Origin of the sequence: Ligilactobacillus salitolerans (assembly GCF_003864415.1) — a bacterium.
In the GTDB taxonomy this organism is placed as follows: Bacteria; Bacillota; Bacilli; order Lactobacillales; family Lactobacillaceae; genus Ligilactobacillus; species Ligilactobacillus salitolerans.
The window spans coordinates 1-14,813 of record NZ_BFFP01000015.1 but is presented as its reverse complement, the minus strand read 5'-3'; the positions used below and the strand labels follow the sequence as shown (position 1 = coordinate 14,813).

Annotated in this window: 24 protein-coding genes; 3 read left to right on the top strand and 21 right to left on the bottom strand. The window is 41.5% G+C overall.

Annotation, left to right across the window (positions count from 1 at the left end):
- From LFYK43_RS05485 to LFYK43_RS05405, 19 genes are all read right to left on the bottom strand, one after another.
- Complete coding sequence (locus tag LFYK43_RS05485; protein ID WP_124976215.1) at positions 1–186, bottom strand: hypothetical protein; 186 nt, start codon at positions 184–186, stop codon at positions 1–3.
- Complete coding sequence (locus LFYK43_RS05480; protein ID WP_124976213.1) at positions 183–404, bottom strand: hypothetical protein; 222 nt, start codon at positions 402–404, stop codon at positions 183–185. The genes LFYK43_RS05485 and LFYK43_RS05480 overlap by 4 nt, the downstream gene beginning before the upstream one ends.
- The gene (locus LFYK43_RS05475; protein ID WP_124976211.1) at positions 397–786 is read right to left on the bottom strand and encodes a hypothetical protein; all 390 of its coding nucleotides are present in this window, start codon (positions 784–786) and stop codon (positions 397–399) included. The genes LFYK43_RS05480 and LFYK43_RS05475 overlap by 8 nt, the downstream gene beginning before the upstream one ends.
- Entirely contained in the window at positions 783–1,205 is a 423-nt protein-coding gene (locus LFYK43_RS13085) for a hypothetical protein (protein WP_174713967.1), read from the bottom strand. The genes LFYK43_RS05475 and LFYK43_RS13085 overlap by 4 nt, the downstream gene beginning before the upstream one ends.
- A gap of 11 nt (positions 1,206–1,216) precedes the next feature.
- On the bottom strand, positions 1,217–1,540 hold the full coding sequence (locus LFYK43_RS05465; protein ID WP_124976209.1) for a hypothetical protein: 324 nt from the start codon (positions 1,538–1,540) through the stop codon (positions 1,217–1,219).
- Positions 1,541–1,634: 94 nt separating this feature from the next.
- Entirely contained in the window at positions 1,635–2,387 is a 753-nt protein-coding gene (locus LFYK43_RS05460; RefSeq protein WP_124976207.1) for a DNA cytosine methyltransferase, read from the bottom strand.
- Between the two features lie 13 nt (positions 2,388–2,400).
- Positions 2,401–2,640: a hypothetical protein gene (locus LFYK43_RS05455; RefSeq protein WP_124976205.1), complete on the bottom strand. Its 240-nt coding sequence runs from the start codon at positions 2,638–2,640 to the stop codon at positions 2,401–2,403.
- An 88-nt stretch (positions 2,641–2,728) separates the two neighbouring features.
- Positions 2,729–3,667: a P-loop NTPase family protein gene (locus tag LFYK43_RS05450; RefSeq protein WP_148095605.1), complete on the bottom strand. Its 939-nt coding sequence runs from the start codon at positions 3,665–3,667 to the stop codon at positions 2,729–2,731.
- A gap of 8 nt (positions 3,668–3,675) precedes the next feature.
- Positions 3,676–4,572, bottom strand: coding sequence for a DnaD domain-containing protein (locus tag LFYK43_RS05445; RefSeq protein WP_124976201.1), 897 nt, complete (start codon positions 4,570–4,572; stop codon positions 3,676–3,678).
- On the bottom strand, positions 4,541–5,266 hold the full coding sequence (locus tag LFYK43_RS05440; protein ID WP_124976199.1) for a putative HNHc nuclease: 726 nt from the start codon (positions 5,264–5,266) through the stop codon (positions 4,541–4,543). Before LFYK43_RS05440 ends, LFYK43_RS05445 begins: the two co-directional genes overlap by 32 nt.
- A 2-nt stretch (positions 5,267–5,268) precedes the next feature.
- A complete protein-coding gene (locus tag LFYK43_RS05435) occupies positions 5,269–6,087 on the bottom strand; it encodes a PD-(D/E)XK nuclease-like domain-containing protein (RefSeq protein WP_124976197.1) in 819 nt (272 codons plus the stop codon).
- Positions 6,087–6,953, bottom strand: coding sequence for a phage recombination protein Bet (bet, locus tag LFYK43_RS05430; RefSeq protein ID WP_124976195.1), 867 nt, complete (start codon positions 6,951–6,953; stop codon positions 6,087–6,089). The genes LFYK43_RS05435 and bet overlap by 1 nt, the downstream gene beginning before the upstream one ends.
- Complete coding sequence (locus tag LFYK43_RS05425) at positions 6,940–7,233, bottom strand: hypothetical protein (protein WP_124976193.1); 294 nt, start codon at positions 7,231–7,233, stop codon at positions 6,940–6,942. Before LFYK43_RS05425 ends, bet begins: the two co-directional genes overlap by 14 nt.
- Positions 7,230–7,532 carry a hypothetical protein gene (locus LFYK43_RS05420; RefSeq protein WP_124976191.1) on the bottom strand — a complete coding sequence of 101 codons (303 nt, stop codon included), beginning with the start codon at positions 7,530–7,532 and terminating at the stop codon, positions 7,230–7,232. Before LFYK43_RS05420 ends, LFYK43_RS05425 begins: the two co-directional genes overlap by 4 nt.
- Before the next feature lie 130 nt (positions 7,533–7,662).
- On the bottom strand, positions 7,663–7,821 hold the full coding sequence (locus LFYK43_RS12525) for a hypothetical protein (RefSeq protein ID WP_158609193.1): 159 nt from the start codon (positions 7,819–7,821) through the stop codon (positions 7,663–7,665).
- Positions 7,822–7,928: 107 nt separating this feature from the next.
- Positions 7,929–8,174 (bottom strand): hypothetical protein, encoded by a 246-nt coding sequence (locus tag LFYK43_RS05415; protein ID WP_124976189.1) that lies wholly within the window; start codon positions 8,172–8,174, stop codon positions 7,929–7,931.
- A gap of 85 nt (positions 8,175–8,259) precedes the next feature.
- Positions 8,260–8,412, bottom strand: coding sequence for a hypothetical protein (locus tag LFYK43_RS12520; RefSeq protein WP_158609192.1), 153 nt, complete (start codon positions 8,410–8,412; stop codon positions 8,260–8,262).
- Between the two features lie 5 nt (positions 8,413–8,417).
- Positions 8,418–9,173 carry a phage regulatory protein/antirepressor Ant gene (locus tag LFYK43_RS05410; protein WP_124976187.1) on the bottom strand — a complete coding sequence of 252 codons (756 nt, stop codon included), beginning with the start codon at positions 9,171–9,173 and terminating at the stop codon, positions 8,418–8,420.
- A 14-nt stretch (positions 9,174–9,187) separates the two neighbouring features.
- Positions 9,188–9,412, bottom strand: coding sequence for a helix-turn-helix transcriptional regulator (locus tag LFYK43_RS05405; RefSeq protein WP_124976185.1), 225 nt, complete (start codon positions 9,410–9,412; stop codon positions 9,188–9,190).
- Positions 9,413–9,565: 153 nt separating this feature from the next.
- Between LFYK43_RS05405 and LFYK43_RS05400 the strand changes: the two genes are divergently transcribed.
- The 3 genes from LFYK43_RS05400 to LFYK43_RS05390 all read left to right on the top strand — a co-directional run bounded on the left by LFYK43_RS05400 (position 9,566) and on the right by LFYK43_RS05390 (position 12,586).
- A complete protein-coding gene (locus LFYK43_RS05400) occupies positions 9,566–10,192 on the top strand; it encodes a LexA family protein (protein ID WP_124976183.1) in 627 nt (208 codons plus the stop codon).
- Between the two features lie 177 nt (positions 10,193–10,369).
- Complete coding sequence (locus LFYK43_RS05395) at positions 10,370–11,056, top strand: hypothetical protein (RefSeq protein ID WP_124976181.1); 687 nt, start codon at positions 10,370–10,372, stop codon at positions 11,054–11,056.
- A gap of 114 nt (positions 11,057–11,170) precedes the next feature.
- A complete protein-coding gene (locus LFYK43_RS05390; RefSeq protein WP_439957207.1) occupies positions 11,171–12,586 on the top strand; it encodes a recombinase family protein in 1,416 nt (471 codons plus the stop codon).
- Positions 12,587–12,641: 55 nt separating this feature from the next.
- Here LFYK43_RS05390 and LFYK43_RS05385 read toward each other — a convergent pair whose 3' ends face one another.
- Positions 12,642–13,652 carry a type II secretion system F family protein gene (locus LFYK43_RS05385; RefSeq protein WP_229717967.1) on the bottom strand — a complete coding sequence of 337 codons (1,011 nt, stop codon included), beginning with the start codon at positions 13,650–13,652 and terminating at the stop codon, positions 12,642–12,644.
- A 7-nt stretch (positions 13,653–13,659) separates the two neighbouring features.
- Positions 13,660–14,637, bottom strand: a complete 978-nt coding sequence (gene comGA / locus LFYK43_RS05380; RefSeq protein WP_124976175.1) for a competence type IV pilus ATPase ComGA — start codon at positions 14,635–14,637, stop codon at positions 13,660–13,662.
- Positions 14,638–14,813 lie beyond the last annotated feature (176 nt).

Sequence of the window (14,813 nt, the reverse complement as noted above, 5' to 3'; positions counted from 1 at the left end):
TTAAATTTCCTCCAGTTTATATTTATAAATTAGTTGTGCATCCTTCCCTGCTTGCCACCTGTGCGCATCGGGATAGCTCAGCCAGCGTGCTGAGTTGAATTTGATGTACATGTAGTCTGCCATCTCTTGGATCGTGTCGGTGATCGTAATGAACGTGTCACCTTTGTATAATGCGTAGAACGTCATGATTTAACCTCCAGCGAGTGCCCGCACATAGGACAGAATTTGATTTCTGTTTGGCTTGCCTGTCCGTCATAGCCATCACCATATGAACCGTACTCAAGGCGAAATGGTTTACCATTATAAGGTGGTAAGATGTAGCAAAAGGCCATGTCTCCGTATTCAACTTGTTCATCAGTCAGCCCCGATAGATCAAGGCTTTTTCCATCACAGAATTTACACATTATCGGTCACCTCCTCCACGCACGCCCAGAAGTCGATATGCGGGTATTTGGCGCATAGCTCATCAATTTCTGCAGTGGTAAATTCAGTTTTATAGTTTACATCTGATTCATTGTCAGCAAGATCCCAATCGTAGCGATCATTTGAAATGTTTTTGATAAAATAACCAAATTCACCAGGGACTAAGTGGATATAGTACCGCTTGTCTCTCTGTTTAATATACTGGTCAATCAGCGAATCGGGGATGTTGAGCTCAGAGAGTGGAGTAATCGGCTCATAACTTCTTGCATAGTTGCCTTCCGTATCACAATCGACCACCTCTTCAAATGTGTCGCCCCCAAACTGATTGGTCAACTTCAATAAATCTTCACCTGTAATTTTCATTCGTTATCCTCCCGTAGCTTTCTGCCGCATTTCGGACAGAAGTTAACCGGACAATCAGCAAAGTAACCGTCCTCGTCCATCGAGATTTCCAGCTGCGGATTGCCAGGATCGAGTTTGCTAATGGTAATCACAAAATCTGAGTTAGGTGTTCTATTAAGCGGTGTCTGTGCCCTACAACATCCGCAGCCGTCTTGAACTTCTCCGTAAGTTTCCTTGAAAATACTCTCTTCGATAGCCCAATGTTCTCCTCGAACTCCAGTAGCGATATAATCGCCAAAGTCAAGTGTCATATCACCTTCAAGGGTTGGTATCCGCATATCACCAGCTGCCCCAAATTGAATGTGGTACTTATCCGCCATTACCTTTGATCCAGTCCATTGCTCAGCTTCGATTAACGATTTTTTGCGGTATTTTGTCATTGTTTATCCTCCTACTTGGGAATTACTTCTGTTAAAATTCTGAAATTATTGATTTTGGTATCACAATCAACCTCTACTGGTACGCCTTTCAATTCGCTGACAGAACTAACTTTCGCATCATCTAGCAATGCATAAATCGTCCGCCAATAATCTAGAATAGCCTTATCAACAGCTTCTTTATTTTTGCAATTCTCAGAAGTGTTTACCATATAGTGATTGAAGTTTGCTATGCCGTGCTCTGGGACAGTAATGACTAGCATTAGTCCAAACATAAAGCCCACGTCTGACGCCCGACCAAATTCAGCATTTTCGATATACCCTAAATATTTACTCATTCCTCTACCTCAACTTTCTCGAACAGCTCGCCGTCCAAGCCGTATTGCTTGAGTTCTTCGGCGGTAAATTGGCAATCTGGGTGGTTGCTTGTTGTCATAGCTGCACCTCCAATAATTGCTCTAGAATATCCTTAACTAATTCTTCTGGGATATTTGATCGTTCGTTATAATCTCTTATTTGTTTTCTTCCACAGCCACGATCACCAATTACAATCTTTGCCTTCCTACCTTTTTCCATTTGGGCAAGCGATAGAAATGTATCAGACATAAATGTTGTCGGTTTTTTTGGAAAATTGTCGTTATATGCTGCGTAGTGAGCCACATTACTGAAACCTGTAAAGTTATGGTATTTTTCTAAGTATTGCCATATGTGACTACTTTGCGGATTTTCAATAACCCAATGTTCTGGGTGGTATTTTTCTATAATTCTTATTGTATTGTAGGCACAAAGCTCGCCGTTGATTCTGGTATACATAACCTTCCACGGATAAGACTTATAAGGACCGTCATTTTTAGAAATGATCCTGGTATCGGTCGACATCTTTAGATACCCGTCAGACCATTCGTAAAACTTATTGCCCCCTCTCATAGCACTTGCTACACTCCATGATTCACACGGTGGGCTTGCCAGAATAATATCCGGCTTAGGAAGTTTATCTAACGTGTCAAATAACTTTATGTCTCCAAATATTTCATGAAAATCTGCTAGATCTAAATTTATAAAATTGTGATTTTTGTTGAGCTTGTCAACGCCGATCGAATAATTTTTAATTTCATGAAAATACTTGTCTATAGTTTTCTTGTATGAACTATTTCCACTGTCGAATAACGACCAGACTGTTGTCATGTTAATCTCTCCCTTACTTTAACAGCTCTTTTACCATTGCGTCCATAGCTTCTGAGTGTCCGATTACTTCAAACTTATTCTCAAACTCACGTATGATGCTTTTATAATATTTGCCCTGTTCAATCTTCTTCCCATCAGTCTGAATAGTTTTGATAAATTTTCCTTCCACTCCTAGGTAGATAAAGTTTCTATATGGATTATCATCTCCCATATAATGATTTCGGACGATGTCGCCGATGTGAAACTTAGCCATCAATATCCCGCCCTTTCGATTTCTGCCAGGCATTCGAAAATGTCCATCTCGTGGTATTCTGTTTCTTCGTTGTCTTTATCCTTTTCCATCAACTCGCCACCTCGGTTCGATAATCTTGCACGTGATCGAACTTAATCAATGCACTATGTGCTTGAATGCGTGAAACGGTTCGCTCGTCGTATTTTTCCGTTAGTTCTTTAAAGCTTTCGTTAGTTGTGACAATCAAAGGCATGTCTTCCCTGATTTGCATTAGATTATCGATTTGCTCGAAGTTGAAGTCTGTGTCTCGTTCAGCTCCCAAATCATCAATAACTGCAATGTCTGCGGTCTGTAATGCTGAAACAGTTCGATCGGTTGCCTTTTTTATCTGATCGTCATTGAAACCGTCCTTAATCTGTTTCATTAACAATGGCCACGAGCAAAACACGATTTCAATATTTCGGTAAGCATCCACGGATTCGCTAGTCCCTCTTTGCCGTTTCTGATATTTGATACGGTAGTTAGTTCTGCTGAACACATCTTTAATTGTGGCAAAGGCTAGATGTGTCTTTCCTGAGCCTGTATGTCCCTGCAATATCATGTGAGTGTTATCTCCCTTGCTAAGATGAATCGCACCTTTAGCAACGTATCTCGCAACTTGTAGGCGGTCAGCGTTGTCTTTTGCAAAATTATCAAAGGTACAATTCGTTATATCTTTGGCAAAAATTGACGTTGAAGTCAGATAACCAATTGCTCCATGTTTTAGGCTGTTCTCGGTAGCTATTTGAGCAGTTCGCCGCTCTAACTCGTCTTTAGTAACTGGCTTCGTGCCACCGTCCAAAGTCGAGTATCCACAGACAGGACAGAATGCTGCTTTCTTGACACCTTTATGAACATGCTTAACACCATCGTCATAAGTTATCTTGTCGCCTTGAGGTCTGAACATAGTTGTTTCCTTACCTCTCTCCAAACACTCAGGACAGAACTCTTTTTCTTCGTCTGAGTATTTCTTGACATATGCCAGAACGATCTCATTTATTGAACTCATGCTACTTTCTACCACGGCATATCATCCTCACTAATTCCCAGCTCAGCCATCTCTTTTTCTTCATCAGCCTTGAACATTGGCTTAATATTTGGACGGTCCATTAAAGTATCAAGATTGACAGGAACTTCACCATACTTAGCCAGGTACTCTTGTTTGAGCTTCTCTTTGCGTTCATGCTCCTTATCCCAAGTGTCCTTAATGCTGTGGTGCTTAGGCTTGGCTGGACGTTGGTAGTTCTTGCTCTTGGCCTCGTTTTTCTCTACCCACGCTTTTTCTATCTCTTCTGCTTTTTCAACCGTGGTAACATTCTTAGTTTCATACGCATTGAGAATTTTTCTAAGATAGTTAAAGTTAGGCTTCGTAGCATAATCGTCCATATAGCTGATAGCATGCAAGATAAGCTCATCTCCCAAACGTTGTTCGTAGTCCATCAGAATCAGCATTTGATTATTACTCAATGTCGCACCAGTCAGTTGATATTCGACAAAAATATTTGAGGGCTCTTTACTACTACTACCTTCTCTTTCTGTATTATTAATACTTGTATTATTACCTTCAGCATTTTCTAAATACCCCCCTTTAATATTCTTAATAGGGGTATTTAATTTATTAACTACCCTGAGTGTTCGCTTTTTTATCTGTTTTCCTTCTCTGTCATATTCAACAGACAAGTAACCCTTATCGACTAAACCATTGATAACTTGCGAACATCTCCCAGCAGTTAGACCAAAGAATTCAGAAAAATATTTATTTGAAGCAAAGCAGCCTTGATCATTGTCTAAACTATTTATCTCAGTTAAAAACACAACCTCAACAATCTTCAAGTCTTCATCTAGCCAATACTTGGCTGGTATCCAAACGCCTTGAAATTTTCTATCTTGCTTGGTCACTTTCCGAACTGTCATGTTCTTTCTCCTCTCGATAATTTCCCTTAACGCCTATCTTCTTGAGCGTTTCAACGTCTAACTTGATACCGTTCAGTGGCATGTGGTACTTCTTGCTAAATTGCTTATTGCCTATCTGATGCCGCTCTGAATGGTGAATCCGACATAATGCAATCACATGCCGTTTGGTGTGATCTACATGATTTCGATTTAAACCTGAACCGATTTCGTCAATGTGATCAATATCCGCATGCTTGCCACAAATAACGCACTTTCGATGCTTGCAGCATTGATACAGAAAGTAGTTCTCATCTCTTGGCAGTAACTCATAACCTTTTTTAACAGGCACGCCGTTTTCAAGAATGCAATCAGTAACAATGTTCAATAATTCGTTAGCTTCTGAGGCGGTAGTTCTTGCTTTTTCTTTTAGACTGATTTCTTTGCCATCGTTTTTAACGGCATATTCAAATTTGAAATAATCTTCTAGGTCTTTCTTAGGTTGACCATTCCAAGCCCAAATATCCTCACAGAGCGCCCAGAAGAGCCGTCTTTGGCTTGGACGCATCTTTCTTGGATCAACGATCTCTACCTTTGCATATATCTTGCTCAGATTGCCGTTATACATCGTTTTGAGATGCTCTAAGTTAATCGACTGTTCTAACTTAACAAGTAACTCAGCACCCTTTATTTGCTTAATAAAAGCTGGTAGCCACATCTTTAATCAACTTCAATCTCGCTTGCATGCGTAAAGTTATCAATCACGTTAGTCATGCGGCAGTATTCGCATTTGCCACATCTCTTTGGCTTAACTTCACCATTCATCACGTCCCACACACGCTCTTGATTATCCTTAATAAATTCAAGAGCATCGTCTAGTTCATAACCATCGTCAACAGAGTTAAAGTCAATTGCCATCTTATCGGGTGGGTCTTGCTTACTAACTGCAAAGATAAACGGTTGGCACTCAACTCCAAACTGCTGCTTGATGAGCTCCTGATAGACAGCCATTTGCATGTAATATCCGTATGCCTTAACAAACGGAACCTTGCGTCTGATCTCTGGATCATAGATACCCTTATGGATATCAGCGGTTGTCTTTAAATCACAGAAATAATTCTGATCTAAAACAAGACTGTCAATCTTGCCCTTCCACGCAAAACCTTCAATCTCACCAGTCACGATCACTTCTTTTTGACCTGGCTCGTACACATTTCTAAAAGCTTCATCGTGATCCAGCACTGAAATCATGCTGTCAGCTTGCTTGTATTGTGATTTGATGCCTTTCTCTGGATTACCGTACTTGTACAAAAATTTCTTGTTGTCTGACAGAAACTTCTCATGTGCCTCTGGACTTTCAAAGTTTGAATGCAAGTAGTTTCCGACTAGCAGAGCTGTATTATCTCGGTTCGGCTCCCAGTCTTCTTTCAACATTGCTAAGGTTGCAGCTTCGCATTTCATAAAGTCTTTGAAGATTGATACGGACATATATTTGAAGTCCGTATCATGTGAGTAATAATTATCTTGAGTTAGTTTCATTACTGCTCATCTTCCTTTGGTTGTCCTGTGATTTCGTCTAACAATTCAGTCTGTTCTTCCTGATCGTTTGCCTGTGTTTCTTCGTACCCTTGAATGATTTCAGTTATTTCATCGTCAGATTGTTCATCTTCCTGTTTAACATCCTTTTCAACCTGTTCTGGTTCAGTTGATGTGTCTTGAATGTCATTAACTGGTTGAACATTATTATCGTTTGTAGCACCTTTTAGAATCGAATTAGCCTGTTGCTCTCTTTCGGTTGCTTCGACTGACTTCATTCCTTGTGCTGGATCGTTCGGGTTCTTATCGTCCTCGGTGTACATGCCACCTAATGCTTCTGGAAAAGCCTCACGCAAAGCATTAACGATTGCGGTTTTGCGGATCATTGTGGCTGGCATCGTGTTCCAAGTTGATTGCCCTTTGCTGAACTCTTGCATTGAAATCTCAACGCGATGCGGCTCTTTTCGATCTTTGCGAAAAACATCGGCCCAACCACCAACAACCTTGTCAGTTCGTAAAGCAAAAGCACCATTGCTATATACAACTTCGTTGTTCCGTAAGAGAATCGCACCAGCTTTGATACCTGCATATTGGGGATGATTCTCAGCCCGTTTCATGAAGGCTTCTTTTGAAGTAATGAGTTGCGCTGGCTGGCTACCAAACTTGATGATATATGCTTCTTTTAGAAAAGGGTTCAAATGCTGGAACTTGCAAAGGTTGATGAACATCGCAACTTCTTGGTCACTAATTCGACCACCACCATCGACTAAATAATTTCGAACTGTATTAGCTGTTAAAGTTACATCTTCACCATTTACTCCAAACGTTACTGAATGCTCTTGTTTTGTTGCCACTTCATTGTTGTTCATATTCATAACCTCCATCATTTTCGACTAACTTAATTGCTGTTTCTAAGTCGGGAACATCCTCATCTATTGCGTCTTTGCAATATGCAAATATCTGACTGAGTGGAACTAGACCATCGTCGGTCATCCAGACTTCATCCTCAGTGATGCGATCACCGCCAAAATCAATCAGAGGCTCTGGTGGTTCAGGAATATTGCATCTACCAAATTGCCGTTGCCACTCGCTTGAGTATCTGTCTTGCTGCTCTTGCAAGCGGTCAAGATACAGGTCATTAACTGTCATTGCAATGCCTCCCGTATCTCGCCAGCTTCGTTGAAACATCTCATCGCAATATGAAAATCTGCTAAAGTTGTGCCGTACGTGTGATATGCGGTATACATGTCTTCCAGAAATTGAATGTACTCATCGGTGCTGAGAACTCTCCACACGTTATCAATGTATCGATTGATCTTGTCTTCAAGCTCCTGCTCTTGTTGTTTCTGCTCCTCTACTTGTTGCTGGACCAGCTTAATGTTTAATTTCAAACTATTGATCTGACTGTCAGATAGAACATCGCCGTAATCAGCAAGGATTAACTTCATTGCTTTAATTCGCTTCTCTGGTGCATCTTCATACGCAATTCGACGCTTGCATTGCTCATACTCCTCAATAGGTGTCATAATTGGCTCCAATCTGGTATAATAACCGTGTAAAATTTTTTAATAATGTTTGTTAGTCGTGATTGCCGTCACGGCTATTTTTTGGCTCTAAATCATTACAAATCTGATTGATCTCAGGAATCACCTTAATCAATCCGATTATTGAGGCTGTCAGAATCGCCACCAGCAAAATGCTTACCACGATAATCTGAACGATCATTGCTGTACTCATTAGCTTGCCTCCTCTCTTTCCACATGTAATCTAGCTGGTCCGCTCCTACGATCAGAAACATTACCAGCGCTGTTACTAGTACTTCGGTCAACGATGTTCATTCCTTCCTAAATCCCATCCAGAAACAAATCCTCAGCTGCTTCAGCTTGCTCATCCATCAAATCAAATTGAAAATTGTCGATATCGAACTCACTGAAACCAAAACGATCACAAATTTTCTGCCATAATTTTGAACTGATTACTGATACCTTTGCATTAGGATAACGATTGATAAACAATTCAATAGCTCCTTTTCGCGAAGAAAAGAATTCAAGTTGCCCATTTCTAACGTCTAATGCTTGATATAACTTCATTTTTATTTCTTCCTTTCGATTAGCCAGCGGATAGCCGACCATGCTAGATAGATTATGACCGACAACAGGACTGATTCGCCGGCGGTCATGGCGCCACGCTTCTTTCGGTGGAGTTGCCTTGCAACATCTGGCAAACGATCCGATGTGTTTCTGGGGCAACTTCCCAGAGTTTGACCTGGGACATGTCGGGGATCAGCTTGCCGGATGCGTCGTGGTTGATAATTTGCATTTTTGGCATGTGGATCACCCTTTCATACGCTCAACAGCTGGGACAATGCCGACTTCCTTTAACCTGTCGTACAGAAACTTCTGTCCTTCTTGTGTCCACTTCATTGAATACTTAACGTCTTTGGTACCGTCTTTGTGTTTAAATGCAAATGGTTCACTATGTGTGTAGCCTTTGTTTTGGTACTCTGCATAGAGCATCCAGTCATTACCCTGTCTGTATTGGATATGCAATTGATGAAGAAGTTCATTGAATGTCGCCGCGCTCATTCCGTAATTTTTAGCAATTACACTTGTCTTAGTTAAGCCAGGGTTTTTCAAAATGATCTCGGTGTACATTGCTAATGGGCGATCATGCTCAATTTGCTTTTTCTGAGCCTCGATTGTTTCAGCTTCGTCTGCCGCCAGTCTCAATGCTTCTGGCAACGTCTGCGGAATTTGATACTGTTGAACTGGTTGTGACTGTTCCATCTGGTTAAACTTGGTGATATAGCTAGCGGTGAACAAGTTGCCTTTCTTGCCAGTCATCTTATTTGCTACAAATTCGCAGCCCTTCTTGGTGAGCAAGTAGCAAGGGTAAGTTTTATTGTTTCCTTCTGATTTATAGGAACTTTCAATAAAGAAATCCTGAGTCCCCAAATTTGGGTTTTCAGAAATATCATTAATGTATCCTTGGATATCTCTGACCAAGTGATCATGTCGTTTGCTAATCATCTTGGCTACTTCGCGGCTTTCGATAGTCATATCTGTTTTGATTGCTGCTAAATTGTTCATTTGAAACTTCCTTTCTATTCGTTGACTAAATTACGGTTAAACCGTAAATAAGAAGAAAAAATAATATCGTTGTAGTTTACACCGAAATATTTTTCGATCTTATCAAGGACATCTTTATTAGGAAACGTCCTTGCGTTTTCGTAGTTAGCCCATGTATCTGGGTATACGCCAACAACTTTGGCCATTTCTTTTTGAGTTAATCCATAGTTCACTCTCAAAGCCTTTAAAGTAATCTTCATGTTATCGCCTCGCTTTCTATATTCTAATCATATAACGGTTTAACCGTAATGTAAAGGATAAATTACGAAATAACCGTAATTTATTTAATATATCTATTGCGTTATATACGTTTTTGCCGTAATATGATAATTGTAGAAAGGAAGTGAAACGTAATGAACGAATTGGGAAACAAGAAAGTGATGTCTGCTAACATTAAGAAACAGATGAAGCGTTTGGGGATAGATAGAAACAAACTTGTTGGCGATCTTGGCTTGAAATACACAACGGTGTCAGATTGGATCAACGGAAAAACCTATCCAAGAATAGATAAGATCGAAATGATGGCAGATTACTTCCACGTTGAAAAAGCTGACTTAGTGGAGGTAACACCTTCTAATCTAGAACGTCCCACAGGCATTAAACGCATCCCTGTTCTCGGTACTATCGCTTGCGGTAATCCAATAACCGCAGACGAGAACATCGAAGAATACAGGGAGACCGTAGCCGATCACTTGCCAACCGGAAGCCTTTTTTACTTAAAGGCTAAAGGCGAATCAATGGCGCCGACGATCCCTAACGGCTCGTATGTACTAGTTAGAGAACAGCCAAGCGTTGAAGATGGAGAGATCGCCGCAGTGCTGGTCAACGGCGACACAGAGGCTACATTGAAGCGCGTCAAGCGTCAGCAAGACATAGTTATGTTGATGCCGGACAATCCGGGCTTTGATCCGATTATACTGTCAGACGATTACACAGGCAGAATCATCGGAAAGGCAGTCCGATCAGTCGTCGAACTATAAAAATAGCTCTAGCCTGTGGTTAGGGGTTACCCGGCTAGAGCTTAAGAATCATTTGTTCGTCTCAATTATACACCGAGGCGAACTTTTTAAAATCTCAAAGTTTTAAACGATTACATAGTCCACCAGACAAGGACGTTAAAAACTGGGGACAAATTATATTTTATGGGGGATTTCAAAATGAAGAAATCAGTTGTATCTAGTATTGCATTACTAAGTTTAGGCCTGCTGCTGGCGGGATGTGGAAGCAGCTCAGCGGATAAATCGGATAATGCTGGTAAGTCCGCTAAAACCACACAGGCGGGTAAAACTTCATCTAGCAAAAAGGACGACAGAGAGATCACCAACGGTCCATTGCTAAAAGTTGGTCAGTGGTCCAACGATGAGGATATGGGTAAAATTACGCTAACAAAAATCACAGCTCCCGAAAATACGGTTGCCAAAGACGGTCCAGTTGAATTTAAAATCAAGGATGTAAAGTTGTTCAAAGCAGAGCCTAAAACCAAAGCTCAAAGGTCATATGACAATGACTACTTCAGCACGAACGGTGTAACTAATCCATTTTACTATGTTCAGATTCAGTTTAATGCAAAGAATACTTCTGCAAACGAAGTGCAGGTCAACGGTGTAAAATCATTAGTCACCAGTACAGGTCAGCAAATCAGCCAAGGGCAATATTTAAATGATGAATCAGTTGGCGAGACATTAGCTGCTAATGCAAATAGTGATTATGTAGTGCAAGCGCTAATCAAAACCGAAGATCAAAGCAAGATTGATAAATTTACAATTAACTTTGATTCTGTCGCCAATACAGATACGTATGAAGATATTGGCACAGCTCAACCGTTAGAATTGCCGTTTAAATAATACAAAAAAACACATCCCCCACTCGGCAAAGTTAAGGATGTGCCCGCATTGTCATAGGGGTGCAGTGCACCCTTTTGTTATTATACCACGGAGGTTTTATTAATGGAAAAGCAAATTAAACAGGTAGCTGGCTATGTAAGGGTTTCAACAATGGAACAGGCCGAGTCAGGATATTCGATTGATGAGCAAGTTGAAAAGCTGACGGCATACTGTAAAGCACGCGATTGGAACTTAACCAAAGTATATAAGGACCCTGGCTTTTCGGGCTCTAATATCAACCGCCCAGGCATGGAGAAACTAGTTAGTGACGCAAAATCTGGCTACTTTGATACAGTTTTGGTGTATAAATTAGACCGCCTATCACGTTCGCAGAAAGATACACTCTATCTTATCGAAGACATTTTCAACAAGTATAACGTGGCATTTGTGAGCCTCTCTGAAAACTTTGATACTTCAACGGCTTTCGGCAAGGCTATGATCGGCATTCTGTCGGTGTTCGCTCAGCTAGAACGGGAACAGATCAGAGAACGGATGACAATGGGAAAAGTTGGACGGGCGAAGTCTGGCAAAGCCATGAACTGGTCTAATACACCGTTTGGGTACACCTACCGCAACGATCAAATGTTTGTGGACGAGTTCCAGGGATCTATTGTTAAGCGAATCTATTCTGACTATTTGAACGGAGTATCAATCACCAAAATTAGAGATCACTTGAACGAAGAAGGCCACTTGGGAAAAGACATTAATTGGTCGTACAGGACTGTTCGGGGTGTCTTGGATAACGAAACATACACCGGCATAACCAAGTATCGGGGCCAGACATTCCCCGGCACGCATCAAGCGTTGATCAGCTCAGAGATCTATGAGCAGACGCAAGCGGAGCTGAAACGCCGGCAGATTACAGCTGCGGAAATGAGCAACAACCCGAGACCATTCCGCGCTAAGTTCATGCTGTCCGGTCTGCTAAGATGCGGCTATTGCACAGCGTCGTTTTCGGTGCTGAAAAGTCACACGAAGCATGGACCACACCGTTATTATAAGTGTAATTCGCGTTTCTCAAAGAAAGCTTTCACTCTGCGCCAATACGGCTTCTGCCCATCTTGCAACCACGACATGAAAGAGCTAGAGGAGTACATTTTGAGTGAGATCCACAAGCTGCAGCTGAGCCCTGGCTTGATCGTTCCAAGCAATCGCAACAGCGACGTGGGTCCGCTGAAAGACGAACTGAAAAAAATAGAGAGCCAACAAGCCAAGCTAATAGATCTCTACCTTGATTCGCACGACTTGCCGCTAGAGCGACTGAACGAGAGACGGGACAAGTTGGCGGAACAACATACGGCGATCACCGCCAAGCTAAATAATATGGCCAAGCCAGATGTTGAGCCGGCAGAAGCCCAGCAACTGCTCAGCAAATCGGACGATATATTTAGCCTAGAATACGATCAACAAAAGACGCTGGTAAAACAGCTCATCAAGCAGATTACTGTATATAACAACAAACTAGATATACAGTGGAGTTTTGACATTTAGAAATATTTAGGCACAGCGATTTCTATTAAAGTAAATCCCGGTGTTTTTCTCCGTTTCATTGATAAATTCCTCCAATGCTAGAATACATGGGTAATAAAATAATGAGATAGGTCCCAATAATGATCAAAGCGATCACAAAGAAAAGCAATGGCTGCAGCCAGGTCAGCAAATGATCAGCCTGACGCAACAGATGCCGGTATGAATTTTCGGAGAAGATCAGCAACTCGTTAGATTGCTCTATGAGTGTGTCTCCGTTGTTTAAAAAGAAAAGCAGTTCTTGCGGAATAAAGGGGTAACTTTGAATAAAGCTGTTAAGCTCGCGCCCCTTTTCCAAAAAATTGGCCAATTCCAAGCCAAGTTGATGATAGAGTGTTTTGGAAGACAAACTGATCAGAATTTGGCAAATTTCTTGTAAATTCAACCCGCTTTTGAACATCAACGAAAGATTCAATGAGATCAAATAAGCACTGTAAGAGCAATAAAGTTTACCGAAAATCGGCAGTTGCGAATACCACAGGTGCCGGGAAAGCGCCTTTTGTCTGCTCCACCAATAGAGGACCTTAAACAGGTACAAAAACAGCAAGATCCCAATAAACGCTAAACTCCACTGGACCAACCTGGTCCAATCAAAGCCACCCAGGTTAGTGTCTTGCTGGCTGCTCATCTTTGTAAATTCATCCAGCTGCGGTAACAGCCAGATTTTGATCGAAACACAGATCCCTGCCAACAGAACCAGCAGCATGCACGGATAGAACAATAGACCCTTAATTTTTTTTAGTTGTTCGCTTTCGCGCAATAAAAATTTACCCAGCTCACGAATACTGCGCTCGACTTCACCATGCTGTTCAGCCAATCTTAACTGGATACATGTCGTAGCAGAGATCCAGGCAGACAGCGCACTGCTAAGGGTCGCCCCGGCTTCTAACTGCGCTAGAATTTGAGAAATTTTACCACTGGTACTAGTTTCCAACAGTTGCATATTTTCTAGACTTTTCTTTAAGGAAAAGCCGGCTTGAAGCAGATCAGCTAATAAATTAAAAAAATCAGCCTGTTCTTTCAAGCTCATTTTTCCTTTAACCCTGGAGGTACTTCTCCAGAATTGCGGGCGTGATCTCACCGGAGTCTTTGCAAGAAATGAGCCTGTTTTTCCATTCATCAGTCATTCCTCCTTTCTTTTTTGCTTCGATCTGCTGCCAAGACACATCTTGAAGTGTCAATAAATCAAACAGCACCTTTGGCATTGGTCCAGTTGTTTCGATCAGCCGCTGATAAGACACCAGCTGAACCGTCTGTTCCAAGTCAAACTTAGAGATCCCAAGATTAACCAAGCGTGCATAAACGCCATAGACATTTTTAGCATGGACTGTACTTAGGACTAAATGCCCGCTTAAAGCCGCTCTGACAGCCAAAGCAGCCGTCCTTTCATTACGGATCTCACCGATGATAAAAATATCCGGGTGTAAGCGTAAAGCGGCATTTAACAAGCTTTCATACGACATATCGGCTTTATCATTGACTTGCAGCTGGAGAAAATTGGGTTCGTAAATCTCAACTGGATCCTCGATCGTCATAATCAGCTGCTCTTTAAACGACTGCGCAAAACTATACATCGCAGTCGTTTTTCCTGACCCCATCGGCCCGGCAAATAAGACCATGCCTCGTTGCTTACAGGCAGCTTTGATCTGTTCAAATTGCTCTGGGAAAAAATACCCAGTAGCAGTCAAACTAGGATAAATCAGCCTGATCACCAATGATTCAGCACCTAAAAATGCCCCCACACTTGAAAGACGGCAAAAAACTTGTTGTTGAAGATCTTGATAGGTCCACGCCCCTAGCTGTGGCCTGCGCCGCTCACTGAGATTCATATCAGCCTTGAATTTGAGAAAATTGATCAGCCTTTGCGCCTGAACTAGACTTAACTCCTGTTGAATTTGAAAGCGGCCTTCCAGATAAAAGGCAATCTGATATTCTGCTTTTTTGGGCAGCAAATAAATATCACTCGCATGGACTGCGATGGCAGCATTGAGCAATTTCGCGACTTCTTCATCCATTTCGTTTCCTCCTTAATCATATATACGTAAAAAAAGCAGAATATTTTTCTGGAATTTAAATTTGGTAAAAAAAAAAATGGGACTACGTCAAATAGTGTTGATGGTCTCTGAAACTCTATCTTTTAGATGGGGTTTCTTTTTTCTCAATTGTTAAGTCAGTGTCTTTGCTTTTTCTC

Excerpts from the sequence above, each read along its gene's own strand:
- LFYK43_RS05420 (WP_124976191.1), bottom strand. The coding sequence starts at position 7,532 with ATGAAGTTAATCCTTGCTGATTACGGCGATGTTCTATCTGACAGTCAG.
- LFYK43_RS05475 (WP_124976211.1), bottom strand. The coding sequence starts at position 786 with ATGAAAATTACAGGTGAAGATTTATTGAAGTTGACCAATCAGTTTGGG.
- LFYK43_RS05385 (WP_229717967.1), bottom strand. The coding sequence starts at position 13,652 with ATGAGCTTGAAAGAACAGGCTGATTTTTTTAATTTATTAGCTGATCTG.
- LFYK43_RS05435 (WP_124976197.1), bottom strand. The coding sequence starts at position 6,087 with ATGAAACTAACTCAAGATAATTATTACTCACATGATACGGACTTCAAA.
- LFYK43_RS05425 (WP_124976193.1), bottom strand. The coding sequence starts at position 7,233 with ATGACAGTTAATGACCTGTATCTTGACCGCTTGCAAGAGCAGCAAGAC.
- LFYK43_RS05410 (WP_124976187.1), bottom strand. The coding sequence starts at position 9,173 with ATGAACAATTTAGCAGCAATCAAAACAGATATGACTATCGAAAGCCGC.
- LFYK43_RS05395 (WP_124976181.1), top strand. The coding sequence starts at position 10,370 with ATGAAGAAATCAGTTGTATCTAGTATTGCATTACTAAGTTTAGGCCTG.
- LFYK43_RS05405 (WP_124976185.1), bottom strand. The coding sequence starts at position 9,412 with ATGAAGATTACTTTAAAGGCTTTGAGAGTGAACTATGGATTAACTCAA.
- LFYK43_RS05415 (WP_124976189.1), bottom strand. The coding sequence starts at position 8,174 with ATGAAGTTATATCAAGCATTAGACGTTAGAAATGGGCAACTTGAATTC.
- LFYK43_RS05450 (WP_148095605.1), bottom strand. The coding sequence starts at position 3,667 with ATGAGTTCAATAAATGAGATCGTTCTGGCATATGTCAAGAAATACTCA.
- LFYK43_RS12525 (WP_158609193.1), bottom strand. The coding sequence starts at position 7,821 with ATGAGTACAGCAATGATCGTTCAGATTATCGTGGTAAGCATTTTGCTG.
- LFYK43_RS05465 (WP_124976209.1), bottom strand. The coding sequence starts at position 1,540 with ATGAGTAAATATTTAGGGTATATCGAAAATGCTGAATTTGGTCGGGCG.
- comGA (WP_124976175.1), bottom strand. The coding sequence starts at position 14,637 with ATGGATGAAGAAGTCGCGAAATTGCTCAATGCTGCCATCGCAGTCCAT.
- LFYK43_RS05480 (WP_124976213.1), bottom strand. The coding sequence starts at position 404 with ATGTGTAAATTCTGTGATGGAAAAAGCCTTGATCTATCGGGGCTGACT.
- LFYK43_RS13085 (WP_174713967.1), bottom strand. The coding sequence starts at position 1,205 with ATGACAAAATACCGCAAAAAATCGTTAATCGAAGCTGAGCAATGGACT.
- LFYK43_RS05445 (WP_124976201.1), bottom strand. The coding sequence starts at position 4,572 with ATGACAGTTCGGAAAGTGACCAAGCAAGATAGAAAATTTCAAGGCGTT.
- LFYK43_RS05440 (WP_124976199.1), bottom strand. The coding sequence starts at position 5,266 with ATGTGGCTACCAGCTTTTATTAAGCAAATAAAGGGTGCTGAGTTACTT.
- LFYK43_RS12520 (WP_158609192.1), bottom strand. The coding sequence starts at position 8,412 with ATGCCAAAAATGCAAATTATCAACCACGACGCATCCGGCAAGCTGATC.
- bet (WP_124976195.1), bottom strand. The coding sequence starts at position 6,953 with ATGAACAACAATGAAGTGGCAACAAAACAAGAGCATTCAGTAACGTTT.
- LFYK43_RS05485 (WP_124976215.1), bottom strand. The coding sequence starts at position 186 with ATGACGTTCTACGCATTATACAAAGGTGACACGTTCATTACGATCACC.
- LFYK43_RS05455 (WP_124976205.1), bottom strand. The coding sequence starts at position 2,640 with ATGGCTAAGTTTCACATCGGCGACATCGTCCGAAATCATTATATGGGA.
- LFYK43_RS05460 (WP_124976207.1), bottom strand. The coding sequence starts at position 2,387 with ATGACAACAGTCTGGTCGTTATTCGACAGTGGAAATAGTTCATACAAG.
- LFYK43_RS05400 (WP_124976183.1), top strand. The coding sequence starts at position 9,566 with ATGAACGAATTGGGAAACAAGAAAGTGATGTCTGCTAACATTAAGAAA.